Below are 22,994 nucleotides of genomic sequence, written 5' to 3'. Positions count from 1 at the left end.
AAGCATCTCCACTTTAAGATTTTTTTAGAGTTAAGCTGCTTTCTTTTTAAGCGAATTTGTTTGTGTCGACAAAGGAATTGTGAATTTCATTCCATTTTCCATCGAAACTGTGCATCCAGAATCTTCGCTGATACAAAGTTCCACTCCGGAAACTGTCACGACCAATCCCTTTACTGGGTCAATCGTAAGTTTTGCGCTCTCTTCCCCGACTTTGAAATCAAGGTTAAGGGCCATTGAACCTTGCGCCTGGAAAGACACACCAGACGTCGAAGTTGTCGTCGTCGTTGTGGCCACAGGTGCTGGTGTTGCTGGTTTTTCAAATGATAAGACTTGCGCTACTGGTTGAGCCGCTTCAATTGAAGCTTCTACTTCAACTGCTTTTGTTTCTACAATCGGGGCCACTAAAGCCTCTGGTGCCGTTTCTTCAAACGCTCCCATCTCCATTTCCATCGCAAGCTCTGCTTCAATTTTATCTTGAAGGCTCATTTCCTTTTCTTCTTGCGTGAATTCTTTTTCGAGGTCTTCAATTTCAGACATGATGTCCTGAAGTTCGGACTCGTTGAAGTTCTTATCTTCTTCAAAACCCTCTTCTGCGGCTAGAATTGCATCAACATCGTCAAAAATATCACTGGCCATAGACGCCCCTCGTAAAAACAAAATAAACGCTAATGAAACTACGCAATTAACGCGACTTTCATGGTTTCTTATCGACTTTAGGGATTAATATCTTTAGATGTTTCTCATATCCCAGTATTTTCGATGGGTTCCATTAAAAAAAACTATAAAAAAACTGCACTTTTTCCATGACTTCCTGTGGGGTGTTTGTCACTATTTTATGCCAAAAACAAATTGAATTGGTTGGTTATTTTTTAGGATTAAAAAGTTGGATCACAACAGTAGACCACAACAGTCTTGGATGAAAGACAGTTTCTCGTCGTCAGTAATTGACGAGACGGCGTCGCCTACCCAATTTAATCCTTCTGAGTTTTTTATCCCAGGCTGGAAAGGCGAAGGCCTGATTACGGCTTCGGCCATCGTTATCAAAAACACTCTAAGCAATCTTTCAATCGACGCTCAAGCACTATTCAAAAAATCGTGCTCAATCAACAAGTCGATGAAGCTTCAGACATACCACGAATTCATGCACTTTGCTGAATACGCTAAATTAGACAAATCTCTTCTAGGGCAGCACCAGGATTTCTGGCTGCACTTTCAGGATGAATCTTCTCCGCTAAAAAAACATATCGACGACTTTTTAAAAGTTCACTGCTTCAGAGCTGTTGCTATTTATCTTTTCCGTATCAAGTTCATCATGGACCTGGCAAAGGAGCAGAGACTGGTAGTGACAGAAGACGTTCTGATGAACCCACTTTCTTTCTTAGGAAAGATTTTCGTAAAAGACAGCTCGACTGAGCTTTTATGTGACTCACTTCAGATCAACCAGTACAGCTGGTACCGCCCGACTCTGGAGTACAAAGACTCTCTGTTAAAACTAAAAGACGCTTTTGAAAATGTGACACTGACGGAGCTAATTAAACTGATCTCAACTCCAAAAGACGACAAGATCTACTCTATCAGAAACTACTCTCACTCATTGTCTCACTTAACGTTTGGCCTTTTAGTTAATGAACTTTTAATCAAGTTCCCGACTTGGCTAAAACCAGAAAGCAAAAAGAAAACATTTGCGGGCGAAAAAGTGTGCATCCTTCCTAAAACGATCAACACTCGTTTCGTTGGAAACCATGTTTCTTCAATGGCCCTGTCTCACTGGCTGGCCCAGGAGACGAACGTAAAAATCTCTCAATGGAACAACCTGATTTGTCCGGAGTTTGAAGGCTCTGAATTTATCGATGGCCAGTTCCTTAAAATCTGCCAGGAGCTTCAATTCCTAAGCTTCCTGACAAGAATTGCCGCCGAACACAGATATGAAATCGTCCCTTTCATCTGCAAGATCATGCGCGAGAAATACAAGCAAGATCCAGTCGATGGCCTGGGCCAGGCTTCGTTCTTTAACCTAGGCGAGCTTCCAAGCGGTGACACACTTTATAACCGCATCGTTTTAAATTTAACCGAGCTTCCAAAGACTAACCCACACCACTTCCTGGTTCAGCAAATTCTTGCTCAAAAGGCAATGCTGAAAAAAGATGCAATGGTGTATGTCTTTACGAACCAGAAACTTTTCGTTCCAAGCCAAAGTGAGCGCGTAGAACAGCTTTTAAAAGATTTTAAAGTTGAAGCTGCTATCAATATGGAAGAGCTGAAAGGAAAAGGTGAAATCGCGCATTTCGCTTATATCCTGACGAGAAGAACTGCAGAGCCTGTGGCCAACAAGCATCTCTTCGAAGTCAGCCGCAAAACAAAAGAGTCTTGTCTTTCATTCGAATTTAAAGGAAACCTGACTCGCTTTAACAAGTTCAACAAACTGGTTGAAGAACTACAAAGTTTTATTAAGCACAAAAACCCGATCACTACGCCGATTTTTGTCAGCGAAGTAGAAAAAGATATTTTCTTTGAATTCCACCAGGACGCTATCATTGGCGGAAAACTTGTTTCATCTGTATCAAACAAGGAATCAGGTCACCTTCCTCACCCAAGCTTCTTTAAAAACCTGACGAAGAGTTCAACATCGCTTGATACATTCTTTGCTATTGAGCAGATTGTTCCTGAAGACTTCACTCAAGGAAAAAGAAGCCTTTCAAGTGAACTTCTAGGTCTGAAATTTGGACCAGAAAAACAATTCCCTCTTCTTCTGATCGTGAATCAAAATGATCCAATGGACATCAGAATCGAATTAACACCGATTGATGCTTACCGTGGGAAGCTAGAGCAATACGGGACGGCCTTCTACCATTACTTTGGTTTGACCCCGAAACACCCGGCCATTAACCTAAACGTTTTTAGAGAATACTTCTCTTCAATGCTCGGTCACCAGATCATTCAGCTTCAGCTCTCTGATGGACCGACGAAATTAAAAGCAAAACTAAGATCACTGCTTGTTCCAAGTTTCTTTGCAAAAGCGCACTTCATGCCAGAAAGAACAAAACATGCCTTCAGTCTTCTGGACCTTGAAGCACGCGAGATCAAGAATCTTCACCCGCTTGATTTAAAGCAAAGATTTGAAGTTTTAAAAGGTCAGCTGGCCCGCGAAGCTGCAGAGTACCCTTGGCACCTGCTAAGCCTTCTGTCGCACTTTAAACTGCAAATGAAGTCACTGGTTGAAGAACTGGAAGACGGCAAACCACAAAGCTTTAACTTCGGAAACTCGCTGATTTCAAGTGAGCTGGTGAAACTTAAAACATACGCTATTTATCCAAAAAATGACGATGTGTACGTTGAGTACAAAATTAAGAGTAACCAGGACCTTCAACTTCCTCTGTCTTCTCTGCATATCAAGACGACAGACGATTCAACTGTCCTGATTTTCAAATTCCAGGATAAGGACATTATTCACCTTCACGCTAATGCGCCGATGATCCACTTTATTAAGTTCATCCTTCAAGGTGCAGTCGGAATCAAGATTGCTGACATTCTTTTAAATCTAAGAATCCCAAGCTCTCACGACCTGGAAATGGCGACGAATAAATTTGAAGATTTGAAGTCAACCAAGATCGCCCTTCTGAAAGATACAGAAGAGCTGATCGCTGGAATTTTAAGAACTGAAGTGAGTCGTTAGTTTATTTGGCCGTTTCCTGCTGCAAATCCCGCAAGAATTTCTTTTTTACTTCCCACTTTAAGGTCAACAAGTTTCCCTTGAGTGGAAGCAATTTGAGCAGGTGTTCCCGCTTTAAAGATGATTTTCACTCGTCCACCAACCACGTTTCCGTTTTGGTCCATCTTATTGTCCAGTTGAACTTTGGCCTGAATTTCACTTAGAAGTGACTGACAAATTTGAAGATCAAGATCCAGGTTTCCGTTTCCATCACCTAATCCCGCTCTCTGCTTTAGGATCGCTTCATCGAAGCCTGCCCCTGAATGAATCAGGTCAAAAGCAACGACGTCACCTAACTTATGAGCGAAGACAGAAATATTCTTTTCACCGTTTTCTGATTGAGTTGAGTTAATGGCGTAAGCAAACAGGTGATAAAGAGTCTGCTCCATATCTTCCTGGCGCCCTTTAATCATAAGGCCTTCAGGAATGTTGATGTCGATCTGCACACCTTGAGAGAAAAGTTTTTCAGTTAAAAGGTCTACAACAGAAGAGCTCAATTGCTCCAGGTTAATATCATTAAGTTGCGTGTTCATAGTACTGTCGGCAGAAACTCCAATCGAATCGTCTTCCCAAATCTGGTCAATATTTTTTACTGAAGTAGAGGCCACTGCTTTTGTCATTGGAGTGACAAGCGTCTCAAGCGACATCTTGTTTTTCCCTTTTTCCAGTGTCGTGTAAGCGTGGAAATTAGCAAAAAGCTTCGAGCAATTGATCAGGTCGTTTTGCTCTAAAGCTACGCGGATAATCTCCCCTACTTTTACGCTGGTCGCCCCTCCGTTATCCAGAAGTTCGGCCTGCGCTTCTTTCTCACGTGCATTGTTTGAAAGACGACGACGAGTAAGACTCATGTATTCAGCTAACATTAGAATAACTAAAAGAGTCGCTGAAACATAGAAAATATTTTTCTGTTGGTTTAAAGAATTTGTAATTTCTGCTTTAAATGAGTTTGTCGATTCAAGGATCTCATCTTTAGTCGTTTCGATTTTTTCAAAACGAGTTCCTACATCTCTGGATTCACCACTTCCGGCCATCGACTTCGCTCCATTGGGCGCAAGAATATCTTCATGGAACCAGTGAACGTTTGAAGCGAGATTAGAAAGTTGTTTTGCTGCTCCAGAAAGCTCTTTTGAAAAAGAGTTTTCAACAGTCAAAATCCCCTCTGCTAAACATTCTTCCGTTAGATTTTGGAAATTCTGTGTTAAGTAAGTTGATCCTGTGTCACCTAAAAGATTAGCAGTGTATGTTTGGTTCACACGCGTAAAACACGTCTGAATTCCACTTTCAAAGTTTGTTAAGCGTTTGATCTGTCCCGAATTTTCCTGAATTCTATATGTTGTGAAGATCAGTCCTGCCAGAAGGCAAAGCCCGGCGATACTTCTTTTGCTTTCGAGAACGTTGGCTAGCTTTTTCATGAAATTGCAATCCTTGCAAAGTTTTGAGAGTCCAGGGCACTCTTGCCCAATATAATTTTACTCCGTGACGGATTAGGGTCAACATATAGGATAAAAATACCTGTGTTTTCCTAGGGAGAAGTTGTAAGATATCGAAATGATCAGGAATAAGGATTCAAAGTCCAAATATCTCATCTCTTTTCTCGCAGCTATCCTCCTGCATGCGGCAATTCTTGCCTTTGTAAAAGGCGATCTACAGAATATTGACTTCTTAAATCAGCTTTCACAAACGACAAAAAACTTAAAGACTCCACTAAGGCTTGATCAAATCAAGATCATGAAACCTGAAGAAGTTGAGCCTTTTAGAAGAGTAGGGGTTAAAGACGGTAAGAAAAAAGATTATCAACCGGATCTTGCTTTTCAAGCCAAACCTCAAAGACAAACACCCCCTAATCCACAAGCGCCGGTTAAACCGACGCGAGGAGCTCCTGGTGCTCCACAAAACCAACTATCAATGGCCAATCTTGCTCCCGACCTTCCGGGGCCTAAGGCTTCTGGAAATCAGAAACCAAGTTTTTCTGCGAGTGATCTGATCAAGGCCCCTACTCCTTCTGTCAACGACAGCGGAAATCACTTTTACTTCAACCCAAAAAAGCAGTCTTCTATTCCTAAATCAAATGAGCAGGAAATCATTAAAAGGGAAGCTGCCAGAAACTACACTCCTCCACCCAATAGACCGACACAGAGAATTTCCAACCTGGAAATCAGGTCAGAGCGCCCGGAAGGAATTTCAGAAGACGAGCTCAACTCAGATGAAAAGGCCAACTACAGTTTCTACGTGAGAATGTACACATCCTACGCTTCAAAAATCGAAGCGACTTTCGATAAGGTGGCCATTGAACGACCAGGCATTATGCGCGCTTTTGATAAGAAAGATTTTCTTTTGGGGAAAGTCGACTACGATGAAGAAGGAAACATTATGGTGGTCAAGATTCTTAAATCTTCAACGAATGATGACCTTCATTACTTTTTTGAAGAAACTCTAAAACAACTCAACCTTCCCAACCCTCCTAAGAGCTATAAGAAGGGAAAGAAATTCTCCATTTTTTACCAGATCAATATTAATTAAAAAACTGTCTTAGGATAACAAAAAGAACTGCGCCTAAAGCGTAGGTCTTTAGCATATTTTTTGAGCCCAGATTTTTAACAAAATCCAATCCGGCCATGTCGATTTTTTTGAAGTTTGATTTGATCTTTTTTCTCAAACGAGTTTTTTCATTGAAATCAAAAGTCTTAAAAAGTTCGTGCACTTCACTCTCAAAAACCATCTTTGTCTCCGAATCAATTTGCGGCTTCGGAATAAAAACTTTGGTTTCCAGGTTCTTTTGCTCGAATTTTCTAAAAGCACTTTCACACACTGGACAAGTGTCCATGTGCTTTTTGATCCTATGAAAGCTTTCCTCCTCTTCTGTTAAATCCAAAAGAGAGAAAACATTTTTTGTATGAATACAGTTGTCACTTGCAGGTCTTAAAACTGGTGCTGATACAATTACATTGCGCCTACTACTATCCAAATAATGATCCTTAGTTGTGGCCTCGTGGGCCTTGAACGAATGCCGTTTGCGCCGTTGTCAATTCTGAGACCATGGCGATACGGGCCGAGTATAAATGAGCGAGAACTTCAGTTTTGGTTTTCCCGAGAATGAATTCCATAATTTCCATAGAAAAATCAGTTCTCTCCTGTAGAAAAAGAACCGCTTTATCGTCAAACTCCAGGGCAAAAAAGCCAGAGTTGTCTTCTACGTTTTTAAAACTCATGCGCAGCTGGTGATAGCGCTTTTTAGACATCTCATACATGAGCTTATAGAGCTGAATCTTGATATCTTCTGTATTGGCCAGCAGGTGCGACTCACCTTTTTTAGTCAGGCTTTCAATCAGATCCTTTTTTTGAATCATAAAAGCACTCACTGAATCAATCATCAGCTGTGTGGCCTGCAGGTCATCGGGGATTAAAATAAAAGCGAAGCTGTAGAGGTCAGTGCTTAAATTTTGAATGTATTTTTCTAGGTCTAAAGTTTTCATCTTGATTCTTGCGCCAAAACCATCCATAGGTTTGGGAGTCCTTCTATTCTACCCCTCCCCAAAAATGTTTACAACAGGGCCGCTGATGCAGAATCAATGACTTAAGTATAAAGACAGGTTGTTTTGGCCCAAGATTTATATAATTTTCAAGAAATTTACCAAACCAGTCGAATAGACAATGGAGAAACTTAAAAACCCAGGGTTTTTTTATGAAAAGTATGAAAAAGATGTCCTTCCTTGTATTACTCCTTTCAGCCGCTGCACTAACGGGTTGTGGGAAAACAACGACAGGAAAATCTGTGACAAATAACTACATCACCAATCCTTCGACTAATAATGGTTCAGGAACAAATACAGGAACCGGATCATCTGGGACAACTTATTCATTTAGTACTGCTCTTCCTGATCTTACGATTCAGGGACCGGGAACAAATAGCTTGTATTGGTCATCGGCCAATAATCTTCCTTCTTACATTGACCCTAATTCCTTTCAAGCTGATGCAAAATTTGCAGTAAGAATCAAAGCTTTTAGAGTTACTGGTGGGACGGCACTGGCCAATCCATCACATGCAGCAAAGGCCTGTTCAACATTTACAACTAACAATTTCACTAAAATGCAAGTTAAGCTGATGCTTAGAAAATCTGGATCAAGTTTAGGTGAAACACAAACACTGGTAGCTGATGCTTCAACAAGCGCGTACTCTTCTGTTGCGGAATTCACAGTTCCAAGCGGAAGCTCTAGCCCATTTATTCTGGAAGTTGTCGAAGTACTTACAGACCACAGATGTAAAGCATCTAGTGGAAAACTATACTGCCCATACGCAGACATCCCTTACAACTCAGGTGGACCAACTGAATGTGTTGGATTAAAAGTTGAGTACGCTACGCTTTAAAGAAATCAAAACAAAAATTAAAAAGGAGAGGTTAACCTCTCCTTTTTTTGCCTTTTTTTCGCATAAGTAAAAATCAACTTAGAATAAAACAAATAAAACTATTGACCTTACGTTTACCGAACAACTTAATTTTTTCTTTATAAAGCATTTTTTATTATTAAACTCAACAGTTTTTCCATAAACGATTCGATACATAAGTACACATTTGATCTCAAACCAAATAGGAGCACACATGAAATTTTTTCTGAGCTTAATGCTGTCTACTCTTCTTACGTCTGGAGCTTTTGCTGAAGCACTGACACCAGAACAAACAACTGCTCTTAACAAGCAAGTTGAAGAAATGAAAAAAGTGGCAAGCGATCCAAAAGTTGTCGATGCAGTAAAAGCTGTTAATGCTGCTGCACTAGCAGACTACAAAGATATGACTCAAGACAAATGGAAAGACCTTCCAGTTCTTGATCCAAAGGTTCGTTACTTCTCTAAGAACCCTGCTGGTGAATTTTTAAAAACAAAAAAGAACGACATGGTTACAGAAATTTTCGTCAATGCTGCTGACGGGACGAAAGTTGCTTTCCTTTCAAAGACATCAAATTGGTCACACAAAGGAAAACCTAAGCACGATGACCCAATGGCAGGAAAAACATGGCAAGGGTCGATTGAAATGGATGAGTCGACAGGACTTAAGTCTATTCAAGTTGCTGTTCCAGTAATGGACGGTGGAAAGGCTATCGGTTCAATGACTATTGGTTACTCTATTACAAAATTAAAATAATTCGTTAATACAGGGAAGAGAGAGAATCAATGCTAAAAAAACTAGGATTACAAAAATACCTTCTAACCGTGGTCTTCGGGGTCGTGGTCATCAGCTTCTTGTCCTCTCTCTTCACTGTGACGAGTATTCAGAAAAACATGGGAAGCCTGCTTAAGGCTTCTCAGGAAAGTGCAGCGTCCAGCAATAGTATCATTGCGCTTTCAATTGATATCTCTTCTATCCAATCAGGAATTTCTCCACTTATTACAGAGAAAGATCCGGACAATCTTGAAGCTGGTATTGCCAAGCTTAAAGATAAAATGAAGGAAGTTCAAAAAGATATTCAAGAGTGTAAGTTCGACTGCCAAAAAATTTCTGAGATTGATAAAAATTACGAAGAAAAAGTAAATCATCTCGTAGATAAGATGATTCTTCTAGGAAAGACATCAGAAGCTATCGAGTATTTTATCGGCGATGTCAGCCCACTCTATCTTCAGACACTACAAGAACTGGAAACTCAGGGTGATGGCGTAAGACAAAAAACTCAAACATTTATCCAGGAATCAGAGGCCCAGGCAGTAAAGCTGAAGTACTCTGTGATCGCTGCAAGTGCTTTAATGATTCTTGTTATCATTATTGGAGGATTAAGTTTCCGCAAGGGTCTTGTCCAGGTCTTAAAACAAATTTCTGAGCAATTGAATTTAAGCACAGTCACTCTTAATGAAACATCAGCTAAAGTAGCGACAACCAGCGACTTCTTGTCAGAGTCATCGACAGAGCAAAACGCAACAATCCAGGCGACTTCTCAGGCCGTTCAGGAAATTTCTCAAATGACGGACATCAACCGCAATAATGTCCAAATTTCTACTAAAAATGCTAAAGACAGCCAGATCAAAATCGCAGAAGGAAAAGAGGCCATTGCCCAGATGCTTACCTCAATCAACCAGATCAGTATTTCAAACAAGCAAATGGTCGATCAGATCACCAAAAACGACAAAGAGTTCGTTGAAGTGGTTAACGTCATTCAAAATATTGATGAAAAAACAAAGATCATTAACGATATCGTCTTCCAGACAAAACTTCTTTCTTTCAACGCTTCAGTAGAAGCGGCCCGCGCCGGTGAACACGGAAAAGGTTTTGCGGTCGTCGCTGAAGAAATCGGGAACCTGGCAATCATGAGCGGCCAGGCGGCCAATGAGATCTCTTCTCTTTTAGGCACAAGTGTTTCACGAGTCAACGACATCGTAAAAAAATCCCAGTCCTCAATGGCGGGGATCGTTGAAAGCGGTCGCCATACAATTGAAGAGGGAAATAAAAACGCAGAAAATTGTAACGTGATCTTCGATCAAATCAGCTCTGAATCAGAAAGCATCTGCAATATCCTGGAAGAAATCAATGCCGGGACTCAGGAACAAAGTAAAGGGATTGAAGAAGTGAATAAATCAATGCTTCAACTCAACGATGTAGCCAACAAGAGCGAACAAGTCGCCCAGGAATCGCTGCAAATGTCAGCAAAACTTAACGAGCAGTCTGAGTCCCTGGGAAAAATCGTTGATGAGTTAATTATTATGCTCGATGGGAAAAAAGGCTAGAGTGCTTTAATAATATCCAGGGCCAGGTTCTTTTTGTGGGCGAAACTTACTTCCACTAAAAGACCTGGGCACGTAATATTAATCTCAGAGACATTATCTCCCATAATATCAAAGGCCACCCAATCTACACCCTCTTGCACGAGCTCAGCACAAATGCGGTCGCATTCTTTTTTTACTGATGGTGTCAGCTCAATTGCATGAAAAGCTGCACCCTGAGCAATATTGGCCAGGAACTCTCCTTTCTTTGGAACTTTTAGAATTGAACCCAATTCACGCCCTTTGAAATAAAGTGAACGAATCTCTCCGTTAACGACTTCTTTGCAAAATGGCTGAGCGACGATAGCGCCGTTATTTTCTTTTACTTTTTCCGAAAACTTAAAAGCAAGATTTGGTTCACTGATACTCACCTTCTCCACTCCAAAACCCTGGTAAAGATCCAGAGGTTTTAAGATCAGGTCCTGATGATCTCTTTTCATCAGCTCAACAAACCCCATAAAACCTTCCACACTGCTTCCCACGTAAGTTTCCAGTGAAGCTTTTTGCGTGTAAGCGTGAAGCTTTTCATTGTATTTCAGGATTCCATCTGGTGAGTTCATAACTTTAATGCCGTGAGTGCTGTAGTAACGAAGCATCCACAGGTAACGAAGGTAGCGCGTATCAAAAGGAGGATCGATGCGCATATGGATCACATCCCCTTTGTTCATTTCAATGACAGCTGGCCCTTTTAGAGAAAAATGCTTTAAATAAGCACCATCTTCATAAAAATCGCCTTCAAAATCATAGAGCTTGAAGACACTTTTAGCTTTGTTGTTAATATAAAAATCTTTTTCAAAAAGAAGATAAACATCCATTCCCTGCGCTTTCATTGTTGTCGCAAGCATCAGAGAGCTGTCTTTTTTAGGATTTAATTTTTCGATTGGATCGATGAAAAGGACATGTTTCATAAGAGGGTCCTATTTAAAAAGGTAAACTTCGAAGTCCTCCTCCTCACTTTGATTTTGGAAGTCTTCATACTTTTTGACTATCCAATTATAGTAGTCTTTTAGAGAGAGCCCAAGTTTTTTTTGAAGACTGGCCAGGTCATTAGATTTCTTTTCATAAGTAAGAAAGGCTGCAAAACTTGCGTTATTCCACGAACGATTGAGTGGAAAGCAGTCCTTAGGTTGAATGTCGAGCGCTTGGCACTTTTTCATAACCTCTACCTTAAAGCGCTCTTCCATGAATTCATTTAAGATGACCTCTGCTTCCTCTTTCGTTTTTGGAAGCAGGCTCTTGTACATTGTCTGTAGTTCGTTGGCCAAAAGGACAACCAGGTGTTTAATTTTTTTATTACTCTCATCTTTTTTCTGTTCGAACACCAGGTAGTCAGCCTGGCCAATCGAAAGGAAGTATTCTGGCAGCATCCTCTCTGAGAAATACATCGCCAGGTTTTCGTTTAAATCCACCTGGTTTTTCACAAAAAAGATGGTGTGATAGAGCTCGTGGAAAATAAGCTCTGCCAGCTCATAGTCATCGTATTCAAAAAACGAAGATAGAATCGTGTCTGTGAAATACCCCAAGGTCGAATAAGCATAAACCGGACGAATCCATGTTACGTATTCTTCCGCTTCTTTTTCTTTGGCAAATTTTCTGGCCGATTCCTGGTTAAAAAAACCTAAATAAGGAAAACATCCCATTAGTGGAAAGCAATTATCCACCGCTTTTATTTCCTGATAAGGAGATGCAATAACCAGATAAGTGACGGCCCTATTTTTGAGCATTGTAGTCTGGGAATAGATCTTGGTTTCTTTTCTGTCCCAGTATTTATAGAAATAAGATTTTAATTCCTGAATTCTTTTTATCTTTTCTTTTTGAGTTTTAGGAACACGCACACTTTTAAGCACATCTTTATTATCCTTTCCCTGAGAAAGAAGCGTCATCTGCCCCATTCCCTGCTCGTACAGATACTCAAACTTAGCGCATCCAGAAACAAGAGAGAAGAGCGAGAAAAAAAGCAGTGTCTTTTTTAGAACACCCATGAAAACCCAATAGCATACTTCACGTTGTCGCGGGCCTTATCTAATTCGAAGGCCGGAAACAACGTCTTAACCGAACCTTTTAATGACAATCTTTCAGTCATTCGCAATTGAAGAGACAACGTCCCAAAAACTGAATCAATTCTTTGTTTAGTTGTTCGTCCAGCAAGATTAGTTCTGGCCTTTGTTGAGGTGTCTTCAATCGTAAGGTCAGAGTTGTAATTTAAAAACTGCTTGGCGTACCCGATAGAAATTCCGGGAATTAGCCTTGCCGTTCGTGGAGCAAACATCTGCTTAATCCCCACTCCGTAAACATTAGAAGTCACGCGGTTTTGCTGACCAACCACATCGATACCGGTTGTGACATTGTAACGCTCGTTTTCTGTCGTGATGTCACTTGATCTCGAAGCGTTTAAATCAATCGCCGTGTAATCAAAAATGTAAGTTGAAAGGGCAGCTGAATAAGTGCGGTTCACACTTGAATTCTGCCTTTGCAGACCATAAATCTGGCGATCGTACCCAAAATCAAATGCGACTTCGTTAACGATAGCAAAACTTGAAAGAGGAAAAATGATAACAAATAGAACTAGTAGAGACTTCATAGAATCACCTCGATTCTATTCTACCAATTTGTCATGTTGATTAAGATGGAGGGGAAGATTTTCCCCTCCTTTTATAAGTATAATTTATTGTAATAACGACGGTGGTCTCTTTCCAAGATCAGCAATAAGCTCTCCCTGGCAAGAAAGTGATGTAGCAGACGTTACTTTTACGTCTACCCAGTGCCATTTCATATCGATTTCATCATTAACCGGTACAAAGTGGACAATTCTGTTACAGTTTGTACGACCTTTCCATTTCTTGACTCCACCCATGTTTCCAAAGTCTTCAACCAGGATTCTGTATGTTTTTCCTACCATCGTCTGGCGGATTTTATCCTGAATCTTTAATTGATGGGCCTGGATTTCGCGAAGACGTGCACCTTTGATATCGTCTGGAAGATTGTCTTCCATTTTTGCCGCACGAGTCTTAGCTCTTGGCGAATAAACATATGAATAAATGAAATCGAACTGAGCTTTTGTCAGAAGATCCATCGTTTCCTGGTGCTCTTCTTCAGTTTCGTTAACAAATCCAGCGATAATGTCCGTTGATAGGACAATTTCTGGTTGAGCTGCGCGAAGTTTATCAAGAAGTCCAAGGTAGTGCTCTGGCGTATATTCTCTGTGCATTCTTTCAAGAACACTCGCCGATCCAGATTGAACCGGAAGGTGAAGGTGTTTTGAAAGTTTTTTAGCTTTTCCGTGAACTGCGATTAGTTCATCGCTGACATCGTAGGGGTGTGAAGTTGTATAACGGATCAGCTCCAGACCTTCGATCTTATCTAGCTCCATGATCAGCTCCGCTAAACTCTCCCCGTTTTCTTTCCCGTAAGAGTTTACATTCTGACCTAAAAGAGTGACTTCCTGGATGCCCTGGTACTTCACCAGCTTTGTTACGTCGGCCACAACTTCGGCCATTAGACGGCTTCTTTCTTTTCCGCGAGTATAAGGGACGATACAGTACGTGCAGTACTTATTACAGCCTTTAATGATGTTTACGAAGGCCTGTGGTGAACCGACAGGGATCTTTGTTTCGATCGAAAAGTTCTCGCTTCTATCCCATGAGTTGATCGTGAACTTGTTGTCACCGGCATAAACTCTAAAAACCATATCGTTGATCGTATCAATAACATCTGTTCCAAACGCGAAGTCCAGGTGCTGATACTTTTTCACCAGCTCTTTTCCTTCAGTTTGGGCCACACATCCGCCAATCCCTACGACTAGTCCATTTTTCTTCTTTTTAGCATGTTTGATCTCACCTAGTTGTGAGTAAAACTTATTATTTGAAAGATCTCTTACCGCACATGTGTTGAATAAGACCATGTCGGCCTCATCCAGTTCTTCTGTTCTGGTAAAGTTTAGGTCTTCAAGATGGGCCGCGATTCGGTCTGAATCGTGATAGTTCATCTGACAACCAAAAGTTTTCATCCAAACCTTGCGTGGAGGGAAGGTTAAGTCTCCCATGACGACTGTTTTTTCACCTGTAACTGGATCAATAGAAATTTGTTCGCGAGGACCATTGCCTCTAGTACCAAGACCTGCTGCCATAAGTTTACCCTGTTAAAAAGCCTTATTGCTCGATTGAATATGAATTTAGGCGCAAAACTTAGCAGGATCAGGGTTGGAAGTAAACGAATCGGGGTCTTTTTTCACGGATTTGGAAGAAAATGAGGCGGATTTTGGACTAATTGGAGAAAGATTCGGTCGGCACAAATAAAAAAGGGACCCGAAGGTCCCTTTTTTAACTAGATCACTTAATTAATTAAGCTTTCTTAGCAGCTTTTTTAGTAGCTTTCTTAGCAGCTTTCTTAGTAGCTTTTTTTGCTACTTTTTTTGTAGCTTTTTTAGCTACAGCTTTCTTAGTTGCTTTCTTTGCTACTTTCTTAGCAGCTTTCTTTGTTGCTTTCTTAACAGCCATAAAACCCTCCAAAAGTTTTTATTCTTTTTTCAAGAATAATCATTTTTTTATTTTCGTGCAAACAAAAAATACATCTTTGTTTTATTTTTCGTATTTTTTTTCAAATCCTTTAATTTTTTTTTTCAAGTTTTTCATCAACGAGCATGTGATGAAGTGATCAAAGAGGCTGCAAACGTTGTTTCATCCGATCTCTTTCTCCCTCTCATAGAATCGCTGAAATGCTTTATTCATCGATATTTCGTTCGTTTTCCACAATTGGCATGAGGCTTGAAAAAATAAAGAAGGCAGACCCTAAGGTCTGCCAAAAAAAAATTTTAATGGGGTTGAAAAAAAATGAAGAGGACCTAAAAAAAGTTCATGGCAAGGCCCTAAATTGGGCAAAAATTAACCTAATCCTGGAATCTGAAGACGATTTTCTGCTCTTTTTCATCCAACGACACGACAACAACGCCGCCTTTTTCAAGTTTTCCGAAAAGAATTTCATGCGAAAGTGGCTTCTTGATCTCATGATCGATGATTCTGGCCAAAGGTCTGGCACCCATTTGTGGATCAAAGCCCACTTTTGCCAGATGTGCACGCGCCGATTCTTCAACAATCAGCTCTACATTCTTCTCTCCAAGCTTCGTTTCAAGCTGGATAAGGAACTTGTCGACGATTTTTAAGACCTGTTCATCAGAAAGCTTGTTGAAATGGACAATGGCATCCAAACGATTCCTAAACTCTGGCGTGAAAAAGTTTTTAATGGCCGAATCGCGTTTGAAAGCTTGGTTGTCCAGCCCTTTTCCGATACCGATTGAGCCGGACTCCATCTCTTTTGCACCAGCATTTGATGTCATAATAATGACGACGTTCCTAAAATCTGTCGCTCGGCCTTGTGAATCCGTTAAAGTTCCATGATCCATGATCTGAAGCAGGATATTGAAGATATCCGGATGGGCCTTTTCGATTTCGTCTAAAAGTAAAACGGCGTGAGGATGCTTTTTGATCACATCAGTAAGCTGGCCTCCGTTATCAAATCCAACATAACCCGGAGGAGCGCCAATTAATTTTGCCACAGAGTGCTTCTCCATGTACTCCGACATATCAAAACGCTCGAGATGAATCCCAAGTTCGCGCGCCAGCTGCTTGGCAAGCTCAGTTTTCCCTACTCCGGTTGGCCCGGTGAAAAGAAATGAGCCCATCGGCTTTTGGTCACTCGATAATCCTGATCTTGAAAGAAGGATCGCATCGGCCACTTTTTCCACGGCCTGGTCTTGTCCGAAAATAAGAAGCTTCAGATTACTCTTTAGACTTCTCAGTTTGTCGCGCTCATCAGTGGCCACAGACATCTTAGGAATCTTGGCCATCATCGCGATGACTGTTTCAACATCCTTTTTAGTAATATTCTGGTGGCGCTTGGATTCTGGAAGAATCCTGATCATCGCACCGACCTCATCAATAACATCAATTGATTTATCCGGATTCTTGCGGTCAGAAATATGTTTAGTTGAAAGGTCGACGATCAGCTTAATGATCGCATTTGAGTATTTAACGTTGTGATGCTCTTCAAACTTCTGTCTTAGACCTAGAAGAATTTTAAGTGTGTCTTCCGGACTAGGCTCAGCGACATCTACTTTTTGCAGTCTTCTATTAAACGCAGAGTCCTTTTCAATAAACTTGCGGTATTCCTCATAAGTCGTGCTACCGATGCAACGAAGCTCACCACTGCTTAGAGCAGGCTTTAATAAGTTTGAAGCATCCATTGATCCACCGCTGGTTGCACCGGCCCCCATGATGGTATGAATTTCATCTATAAAGAGGATGGCCTCATTTTTTCCGCCCTCATTATATGTCTTTAATTCTTTCATGACGTTTTTGAGTCTTTGCTCGAAGTCCCCGCGGTATTTTGTTCCGGCCAGAAGGCTTGCCAGGTCTAAACTAAAAACAACGGCATTCTTTAAAAGTTCCGGCACATCACCTTGAACAATTCGGTAAGCAAGCCCTTCAGCAATCGCTGTCTTTCCTACTCCCGCTTCTCCAACAAGTAGCGGATTATTTTTTCTTCTGCGGGATAAAATCTGAGCGACTCGCTCGATTTCACTTTCTCGTCCGACAATCGGATCAATTCTTCCCTTGGTTACTTCTTCATTTAAATTAGTGCAGTATTCTTCGAGTGCATTTTGTTTTTTCTCTGGCATATCGCCCAACTCAGTGCGGATGGTTTCATGTAGTCCCGAATCTGTATTAACAGAGCGGTCCACTCCATGAGCAATAAGTTTGACGACATCAAACTTTTCGACTTCGTGGGATTCAAGCAGGTAGCAAACAAAACTTTCGGGCTCATTAAAAAGGGCCACTAATAAGTTCACCCCTAAAATATCTTTTTTCCCTGAAGATTGGACGTGGATAGCAGCGCGCTGAATGACACGCTGTAGTCCCATGGAAATCTCAGGTTGATAACTGATTCCGTTTTCACGGGCCAGCTCTCTTAATTCTGTATCGACGAATTGCTTGCGCGAAAGCTCTTCAATCGCCTCTTCCGACAACAAGCTAAAATTGTCTTCAGTGGTGATAAAAGTATCGAGCTCTTTTTCCATCTGCGTGAGATTCACTCCGCAGCTCTCCAGGATATTTCTCACTTCACCGTCTTCCAGCATGGCCTTAAACATAATTTCCAGCGTGAGGTACTCATGCTTTAAAATGTTGGCCTTGATGACCGCTGAGTTGATAATGGCCTCTAGTCTTAGATTACTTTTTCGATTGCTTCCAATGCTCATAAATGATGTCCTTATTCAGGTTCGATCGTACATAAAAGAGGGTGAGCGTGCTCTTTGGCCATTCGCTCTACTTTTTTCGCTTTACTCTCCGCGATCTCGTAGGTGTAGACTCCACAAATCCCAGTTCCTTTTTTGTGAACTTCCATCATGATTCTTTCAGCTTCTGGAAGTGCTTTGTGAAAAACATTTTGCAGAATAAAAATAACAAACTCCATAGTCGTATAATCGTCGTTGTGTAACAGGACTTTATATTTCTTAGGAAGTTGTACTTTCTTTTTAGTGATGGTGGTCGTACCACCTTCTTCATCATGTTGGTGATTGTGTTCAGTCATAGGTTAATTATCGCTCTTTTTTAGTTAAAGACGCAAGACTTCTCTCGTAGCATCTGCAGGTAGTTATCAGGCACACTCACACCACTTTTTAGCGAGCACATAATGTTAGTGTCTTCGGCAGAAATCTCATAGTATACGAGATCACTCTTTTGACCGTCATAGAATTCTGTATAACAATCCGGAAAACCTAAAACGTGACCAAACTCGTGGGCAAGCACCTTTTTCTGTGTGATTGCGTCTAAAGATTGGCTCAAATAAACCTGAGTGTTGTCTTCATCGGGAACGTAAGAAATACCGCCATTTGTAGGGATAATTTCTATCACATCGCTTCCCTTTTCCTCGACTATTTCAATCGCTAATTTAAAAGAACCACGGGTCCACATCTGACTGACATACGATAACATTCTGCCGAGTTTCTCAGTATCCCATCCGTTACTTAACACCTTGAGGTTCATTGTCACTACCTGTGCCTCATTCTGTTCACATTGAAATTTCAGGTGCGAGTCTCTCAATACAAAAAGCTTATCATAGCGCTCTTTTTCAAAACGTTTTTGATAATGGCTTAACAACGTTGAAACTTTCCTATTCTTACTTTGAACATTATATTGGGCCTGGCAATTAGTATTACTCGGATCAAAAGACCTGCACATTTTCACTACCCGCTCCTGAACAAATTGGGCCTGGGATCCAGTAAGTGCATCAATTATTTTTGGCGAGCAATCTTTTTCGCGACAATAGTCTTTCATTTCAAGATATGGTCTGGTGTCGTTGAATTGTTTTTTCATCAGCATGCCGAACTGACATTTTTGCCCTTCATATCTCATACTGTGCTGATAAAGATAAAAGAGATCGATGGCCAGACCTGAGAGATTTTTACTAAGCATGGCCTCATCCAAAGCCTTCGCTTTGAGCTGCGCGAGCTTTTTTTCCATATCATCGACATTGATAATAAGCGGGATTTTATAGTCGTAAAAACGCTCTGGAATAGAGAAAAAGGCCATGGGAAAACGCGCTTGAAAATCAGCGTACATATAGGCTATTTCTCTAGTAACCGGCTCCTGGACTATCTGGTTTCTTGCGCACTGATTTTCCAGCTGCAAATAACTTAAAGAATCACTCTCAAAGGCCCCACCAGCTTCAGGGTTGACTTTTCTCCCACAGGCAGCCAGCGCCAAGAGGAGCATTCCCAGAAAAATGGTTTTAAGAGCAATACGCATAAAGTGTCTCATTTTTTGACAGCCGTCTAAGAAAGAGAAAAATCCATTTTCTCATTCCTCATATTTAGGGGATTTCCCCTGCCTATAACATCACTTATTACAAGGCATATGCCATAAAATCCCATAGGCAAAGATAGGCTTTTTTTGTAGAGTTTTAACATGAAAAAATTAACATTCTTAGGCCTCTTGGTTTTATCGTTTCCACTCTTTTCAGCGGAAATCCCTTTTACAGTCTTTCACACCAATGACCTCCACTCCCATCTCGATGGAGTCAAAGTTCCTTCAGGTGAAACCTATGAAAAACGCGGAGGATTTGCCCGTCTGACATCAGTGATCAGCGAACTGCGCGAGAAGAAAAAAGATGAAATTGTCATCGGTGTAGATGCGGGGGATTTTTTCTCCGGAACTATTTTTTCTGCTATTGGAGTTTCTTCATTAAAAGACTTTCCTGAGTATCAGTTTTTCATGGAAAACAAGTACGATCTTTTGACCTTCGGCAATCACGAATTCGACCCGCTTAATGACGGGCTGGAAATCATGCTCAAAAAGATGCTGCAGGCACCAGATAAAACTCCACTTGTCGCCAGTAATCTTTACGTCAATCACGATTCTCCTCTGAGAAAATACCTGGAAAATCCCGATCTGGTAAAACCTTATATGGTTAAAGAATTTCAAAGTCCCAAAGGCAATCTACGCGTAGGATTTTTAGGAATTCTGGGGCCAGATGGATGCCTGGTGAGCCGCTCAACAAGAGGCGATGTTCATTTCATTGGATTTGACGATGAAAAATCAAAGCAAAAACTGGGTGCTCTTGCCGATCATTTAAATAAACTCATTATCGAATTAAAAAAAGATAAAAAAGTCGACCTGGTGATTTTATCAATGCACGGAGGAGGAAAAGAAAGCCACGAATTGGCCAGCAAACTAAGAGGACTGGATGTTTTTGTTTCCGGGCACACTCACAAACAAGAATTCGCTATCGTCAATGGAGTGCCGGTTAATCAAACTGGTTCATACGGCGAAAACCTGGGACTGATGGAGTTTACTTTTGATACAAAACTTAAAAAAGTAAAAATGACCAATCCTGCTGGCAATCACGTCATTACCATCACTGAAAAAATTGCTGAAAATAAAGAGTGGAAAAGACGCATTGACCAGTGGAGAAAAAAGTCTTTTGAACTTATGGGCCAGAAAGCAGATCCATCTGAAATTATTTTTACTCCGAAAAAAAGCTATATCCGCTCAAGTGCTATCCCCAACCCAATGGGAGAGCTGGTTACTCACGCCATTCTCACAGAATTAAATGACACGATAAAAGATGATAAGATTGATGCTTATTTCACTTCAATGGGTCTGGTGCGCACCTCTTTCCACAAAAACACCCCTTACTCTCGAGCAGAAATCTTTGAGGCCACATCAATTGGTTTTGATAAAAACAAAACTCCTGGAGTGGATGTTGTCTCTTTCTACCTCTCTCCTAAAGACGTCAAACTGGTGATCAATTTCATGGAGATTTACACCTATATTTCCACGTCTTTTTCCCCGGCAATCTCCCCTAATTTAAGCTTTAAAATCAGGAAATGGGGCATCCCTTTCATCAACCGTATTCACGATATAAAGCTCAATGGAAAAGCGCTTTCTGACTACGATAGACCGATTAAAATCGCGACGAATAAGTTTGTAGTGATGAATATTGAAACCGTGAAGAAAATCACCCGCGGATTTGTTGATTTAGTGCCTAAAACAAAAACGGGTGAACCTGTAAAAGACTACGTGGTTCACCCGAAAGAATATTTACTTATGATCGAGCACTTTAAAAAGCACCCGGGTTATTATTAAGCTACGTCTTCATCCTCGTTATAGTCTGTCCAAGCAGACTCCGGATCAAGAATCACAACATCAGATGTCTGACGGTGCATTTTGTTGTATTTTTCTTTCTTTTTGAAAACTTGTTTTTCAATTTTTTCCACAGCTAAATCGATACTGTGGTAAAGATTTTCAGAGAAGGCCTTGGCGTGGTATTCGCAGTGTGGGGCGTGGTAGTAAATCTCAGCAAAGTGCTGCCCATTTTTTACATAACACGACCATTTCATCGTTCCTTTATCCTTGAAAAACTTTTCAAGCTTTGCCGAAGCTTCTTGAATTTTTGCATCCAGTGCAGCTGTGTGTTCTAGGTGTAAAAATGATGTAGTAATTTTCATAAAATGCCCTTCTTTTCGTTTTTGTCTTTGCCCCGCAAAGACAACATGTTCGTAATAGAAAACGCTTTTGTCAGATAAATCAATCTTTCTGCTTTCGTTTCGATGAAGGTTCGATTCCTAGCATCTCACGGTACTTCGTTACAGTTCTCCTTGCTACAGTAAGGTTCTCTCTTGCCAAAATCTCCACAACCTTTTGGTCAGAGAGCGGCTTCGTTGGATTTTCTCCGTCGAAGATTGCCTTAATTTTCAATTTCAGTACTTCACTCGCAATGTCAACACCACCGTCTTTACCTCCAATACCTGTGTTGAAGAAATATTTAAGCTCAAACGTCCCTAATGGGGTGTGCATATACTTGTTTGTCGTTACCCTTGAAACCGTCGACTCGTGCATTCCGATTTCATTAGCAACATCTTTTAAAACCATCGGCTTTAAGTACTTTGGACCTTTCTTAAAGAAGTCCTGCTGTTTTGCGACGATGGCCTTCGATACTTTCTCAATGGTTTTTTGTCTGTTTTGAATAGATTTAATCAACCACTCAGCAGCGCGAAGTTTATCCTTTACGAACTCACTTGCCTCATCGGTTTTATGGCCAGCACCTTTCTTAATCATTTCCTGATAAAGCTTAGAGATTTTAAGACGTGGAATCCCTTCGTCATTAACCTGGACCACAAACTCTCCACCAGCTTCCACAACATAGATATCCGGAAGAATATAATGAGTGTCAGGTGTCGCTACTAAACGTCCTGGTTTCGGGTGAAAGTTCTGCAGTAGTAGTGAAGTTTTCTTCACCTGCTCAACAGTCACCGCCAGTGCTTTTGAGATTTTTTCAAAGTTTTTCCCTTGAAGATCTTCAAGGTGATCGCGGATAAGTTTTTCCAGAAGAGGTGATCTCTCTTCTGCAATTCTCGCCTGAGCAAGTAAACACTCCTGCAGGTTACTCGCTCCACACCCTACCGGGTCTAAGCGCTGGATGATTTCCAGGACATCAAATGCATCTTCGCGATCCAGACCACTTTCAGCAATCAGGTCTTCGAAGTTTACGTCCAGGTAACCGTCGTCGTTAATGTTTCCGATAATAAGATGGGCCAGTTTCCACTCTTCATCTGAAAGAGTTTCCATTTTTAACTGCCACTCTAAGTGCTCAGCTAAAGTCATACCCTTTGAAACAATGTTTTCGTAACTTGGCATTTCATCAGGGTCACCTGATGATGTCGCCATATTTGGTGTCGATGAATTTGAGTTGAATGAGTCTGCATAAGAGTCCCAGTCAAAATCATCTTTTTCTTTCATGAGTGGTGCTTCAGAGAAATCTTCTGAAGTTGCTTCTCTGACTTCGTTGTCGCTTTCAGCTTGCGCGGAAGCATCAACTTCGCCACCTGCCTCTTCGAGCATTGGATTCTCAACCATCTCTTCCGCAATCACATTGGTCATTTCCAAATGTGTAAGAGTTAAGAGTTTGATTGCCTGCTGAAGCTGGGGTGTCATCGCCAGGTTCTGAGACTGTTTTAAGCCCTGTGAAATTTTAATGGCCATAAGC

General features: G+C 41.0%; 20 protein-coding genes. 6 read left to right on the top strand and 14 right to left on the bottom strand.

Annotated features, from left to right (window positions below; translation table 11 throughout):
• Window positions 1-30: 30 nt before the first annotated feature.
• Window positions 31-636, bottom strand: coding sequence for a hypothetical protein (locus C0V70_RS03645; RefSeq protein WP_102242511.1), 606 nt, complete (start codon window positions 634-636; stop codon window positions 31-33).
• A gap of 247 nt (window positions 637-883) precedes the next feature.
• Between C0V70_RS03645 and C0V70_RS03640 the strand changes: the two genes are divergently transcribed.
• Window positions 884-3,673, top strand: a complete 2,790-nt coding sequence (locus C0V70_RS03640) for a hypothetical protein (protein WP_133566702.1) — start codon at window positions 884-886, stop codon at window positions 3,671-3,673.
• On the opposite strand, the gene C0V70_RS03635 is transcribed toward C0V70_RS03640, so the two are convergent.
• Window positions 3,670-5,121, bottom strand: coding sequence for an ATP-binding protein (locus C0V70_RS03635; RefSeq protein ID WP_102242509.1), 1,452 nt, complete (start codon window positions 5,119-5,121; stop codon window positions 3,670-3,672). The two genes, C0V70_RS03640 and C0V70_RS03635, sit on opposite strands and share 4 nt — an antisense overlap.
• A 136-nt stretch (window positions 5,122-5,257) precedes the next feature.
• Between C0V70_RS03635 and C0V70_RS03630 the strand changes: the two genes are divergently transcribed.
• Entirely contained in the window at window positions 5,258-6,229 is a 972-nt protein-coding gene (locus tag C0V70_RS03630) for a hypothetical protein (RefSeq protein ID WP_102242508.1), read from the top strand.
• On the opposite strand, the gene C0V70_RS03625 is transcribed toward C0V70_RS03630, so the two are convergent.
• Window positions 6,222-6,674 carry a hypothetical protein gene (locus C0V70_RS03625; protein WP_102242507.1) on the bottom strand — a complete coding sequence of 151 codons (453 nt, stop codon included), beginning with the start codon at window positions 6,672-6,674 and terminating at the stop codon, window positions 6,222-6,224. The two genes, C0V70_RS03630 and C0V70_RS03625, sit on opposite strands and share 8 nt — an antisense overlap.
• A gap of 10 nt (window positions 6,675-6,684) precedes the next feature.
• Window positions 6,685-7,182, bottom strand: coding sequence for a hypothetical protein (locus C0V70_RS03620; protein ID WP_133566701.1), 498 nt, complete (start codon window positions 7,180-7,182; stop codon window positions 6,685-6,687).
• Window positions 7,183-7,391: 209 nt separating this feature from the next.
• Between C0V70_RS03620 and C0V70_RS03615 the strand changes: the two genes are divergently transcribed.
• The 3 genes from C0V70_RS03615 to C0V70_RS03605 all read left to right on the top strand — a co-directional run bounded on the left by C0V70_RS03615 (window position 7,392) and on the right by C0V70_RS03605 (window position 10,418).
• Window positions 7,392-8,075 carry a hypothetical protein gene (locus C0V70_RS03615; protein WP_102242505.1) on the top strand — a complete coding sequence of 228 codons (684 nt, stop codon included), beginning with the start codon at window positions 7,392-7,394 and terminating at the stop codon, window positions 8,073-8,075.
• Window positions 8,076-8,307: 232 nt separating this feature from the next.
• Window positions 8,308-8,847: a hypothetical protein gene (locus C0V70_RS03610; RefSeq protein WP_102242504.1), complete on the top strand. Its 540-nt coding sequence runs from the start codon at window positions 8,308-8,310 to the stop codon at window positions 8,845-8,847.
• Window positions 8,848-8,876: 29 nt separating this feature from the next.
• Window positions 8,877-10,418, top strand: a complete 1,542-nt coding sequence (locus C0V70_RS03605; RefSeq protein WP_102242503.1) for a methyl-accepting chemotaxis protein — start codon at window positions 8,877-8,879, stop codon at window positions 10,416-10,418.
• Here the strand turns inward: C0V70_RS03605 and C0V70_RS03600 are convergent.
• The 8 genes from C0V70_RS03600 to C0V70_RS03570 form a co-directional block, all read right to left on the bottom strand.
• Window positions 10,415-11,362 (bottom strand): ATP-grasp domain-containing protein, encoded by a 948-nt coding sequence (locus C0V70_RS03600; protein WP_102242502.1) that lies wholly within the window; start codon window positions 11,360-11,362, stop codon window positions 10,415-10,417. The two genes, C0V70_RS03605 and C0V70_RS03600, sit on opposite strands and share 4 nt — an antisense overlap.
• A gap of 9 nt (window positions 11,363-11,371) precedes the next feature.
• On the bottom strand, window positions 11,372-12,436 hold the full coding sequence (locus C0V70_RS03595; RefSeq protein WP_102242501.1) for an aminopeptidase: 1,065 nt from the start codon (window positions 12,434-12,436) through the stop codon (window positions 11,372-11,374).
• Complete coding sequence (locus tag C0V70_RS03590; protein WP_102242500.1) at window positions 12,424-13,035, bottom strand: hypothetical protein; 612 nt, start codon at window positions 13,033-13,035, stop codon at window positions 12,424-12,426. Before C0V70_RS03590 ends, C0V70_RS03595 begins: the two co-directional genes overlap by 13 nt.
• Window positions 13,036-13,119: 84 nt before the next feature.
• A complete protein-coding gene (miaB, locus tag C0V70_RS03585) occupies window positions 13,120-14,580 on the bottom strand; it encodes a tRNA (N6-isopentenyl adenosine(37)-C2)-methylthiotransferase MiaB (RefSeq protein ID WP_102242499.1) in 1,461 nt (486 codons plus the stop codon).
• A gap of 214 nt (window positions 14,581-14,794) precedes the next feature.
• Window positions 14,795-14,950, bottom strand: coding sequence for a hypothetical protein (locus tag C0V70_RS18940; RefSeq protein ID WP_158649552.1), 156 nt, complete (start codon window positions 14,948-14,950; stop codon window positions 14,795-14,797).
• A 389-nt stretch (window positions 14,951-15,339) separates the two neighbouring features.
• Window positions 15,340-17,706, bottom strand: a complete 2,367-nt coding sequence (gene clpA / locus C0V70_RS03580; protein WP_102242498.1) for an ATP-dependent Clp protease ATP-binding subunit ClpA — start codon at window positions 17,704-17,706, stop codon at window positions 15,340-15,342.
• Window positions 17,707-17,717: 11 nt separating this feature from the next.
• On the bottom strand, window positions 17,718-18,038 hold the full coding sequence (gene clpS / locus C0V70_RS03575; RefSeq protein WP_102242497.1) for an ATP-dependent Clp protease adapter ClpS: 321 nt from the start codon (window positions 18,036-18,038) through the stop codon (window positions 17,718-17,720).
• 20 nt (window positions 18,039-18,058) lie between these two features.
• The gene (locus C0V70_RS03570; protein WP_102242496.1) at window positions 18,059-19,255 is read right to left on the bottom strand and encodes a hypothetical protein; all 1,197 of its coding nucleotides are present in this window, start codon (window positions 19,253-19,255) and stop codon (window positions 18,059-18,061) included.
• Window positions 19,256-19,414: 159 nt separating this feature from the next.
• Between C0V70_RS03570 and C0V70_RS03565 the strand changes: the two genes are divergently transcribed.
• Complete coding sequence (locus tag C0V70_RS03565; RefSeq protein ID WP_102242495.1) at window positions 19,415-21,094, top strand: bifunctional metallophosphatase/5'-nucleotidase; 1,680 nt, start codon at window positions 19,415-19,417, stop codon at window positions 21,092-21,094.
• Here C0V70_RS03565 and hpf read toward each other — a convergent pair.
• Together hpf and rpoN are read right to left on the bottom strand one after the other, a co-directional pair.
• Complete coding sequence (hpf, locus tag C0V70_RS03560; protein ID WP_102242494.1) at window positions 21,091-21,456, bottom strand: ribosome hibernation-promoting factor, HPF/YfiA family; 366 nt, start codon at window positions 21,454-21,456, stop codon at window positions 21,091-21,093. The genes C0V70_RS03565 and hpf overlap by 4 nt on opposite strands.
• A gap of 79 nt (window positions 21,457-21,535) precedes the next feature.
• The gene (gene rpoN, locus C0V70_RS03555) at window positions 21,536-22,990 is read right to left on the bottom strand and encodes an RNA polymerase factor sigma-54 (RefSeq protein ID WP_102242493.1); all 1,455 of its coding nucleotides are present in this window, start codon (window positions 22,988-22,990) and stop codon (window positions 21,536-21,538) included.
• Window positions 22,991-22,994 lie beyond the last annotated feature (4 nt).

The organism is Bacteriovorax stolpii, assembly GCF_002872415.1.
GTDB lineage: Bacteria > Bdellovibrionota > Bacteriovoracia > Bacteriovoracales > Bacteriovoracaceae > Bacteriovorax > Bacteriovorax stolpii.
This window is presented reverse-complemented; position numbering and strand designations above follow the sequence as displayed.

Bases quoted from the DNA above. Each gene is read 5' to 3' on its own strand.
- C0V70_RS03645 (WP_102242511.1), bottom strand. From the start codon at position 636: ATGGCCAGTGATATTTTTGACGATGTTGATGCAATTCTAGCCGCAGAA.
- C0V70_RS03635 (WP_102242509.1), bottom strand. From the start codon at position 5,121: ATGAAAAAGCTAGCCAACGTTCTCGAAAGCAAAAGAAGTATCGCCGGG.
- C0V70_RS03630 (WP_102242508.1), top strand. From the start codon at position 5,258: ATGATCAGGAATAAGGATTCAAAGTCCAAATATCTCATCTCTTTTCTC.
- C0V70_RS03620 (WP_133566701.1), bottom strand. From the start codon at position 7,182: ATGAAAACTTTAGACCTAGAAAAATACATTCAAAATTTAAGCACTGAC.
- C0V70_RS03615 (WP_102242505.1), top strand. From the start codon at position 7,392: ATGAAAAGTATGAAAAAGATGTCCTTCCTTGTATTACTCCTTTCAGCC.
- C0V70_RS03610 (WP_102242504.1), top strand. From the start codon at position 8,308: ATGAAATTTTTTCTGAGCTTAATGCTGTCTACTCTTCTTACGTCTGGA.
- C0V70_RS03605 (WP_102242503.1), top strand. From the start codon at position 8,877: ATGCTAAAAAAACTAGGATTACAAAAATACCTTCTAACCGTGGTCTTC.
- C0V70_RS03600 (WP_102242502.1), bottom strand. From the start codon at position 11,362: ATGAAACATGTCCTTTTCATCGATCCAATCGAAAAATTAAATCCTAAA.
- C0V70_RS03595 (WP_102242501.1), bottom strand. From the start codon at position 12,436: ATGGGTGTTCTAAAAAAGACACTGCTTTTTTTCTCGCTCTTCTCTCTT.
- C0V70_RS03590 (WP_102242500.1), bottom strand. From the start codon at position 13,035: ATGAAGTCTCTACTAGTTCTATTTGTTATCATTTTTCCTCTTTCAAGT.
- miaB (WP_102242499.1), bottom strand. From the start codon at position 14,580: ATGGCAGCAGGTCTTGGTACTAGAGGCAATGGTCCTCGCGAACAAATT.
- C0V70_RS18940 (WP_158649552.1), bottom strand. From the start codon at position 14,950: ATGGCTGTTAAGAAAGCAACAAAGAAAGCTGCTAAGAAAGTAGCAAAG.
- clpA (WP_102242498.1), bottom strand. From the start codon at position 17,706: ATGAGCATTGGAAGCAATCGAAAAAGTAATCTAAGACTAGAGGCCATT.
- clpS (WP_102242497.1), bottom strand. From the start codon at position 18,038: ATGACTGAACACAATCACCAACATGATGAAGAAGGTGGTACGACCACC.
- C0V70_RS03570 (WP_102242496.1), bottom strand. From the start codon at position 19,255: ATGCGTATTGCTCTTAAAACCATTTTTCTGGGAATGCTCCTCTTGGCG.
- C0V70_RS03565 (WP_102242495.1), top strand. From the start codon at position 19,415: ATGAAAAAATTAACATTCTTAGGCCTCTTGGTTTTATCGTTTCCACTC.
- hpf (WP_102242494.1), bottom strand. From the start codon at position 21,456: ATGAAAATTACTACATCATTTTTACACCTAGAACACACAGCTGCACTG.
- rpoN (WP_102242493.1), bottom strand. From the start codon at position 22,990: ATGGCCATTAAAATTTCACAGGGCTTAAAACAGTCTCAGAACCTGGCG.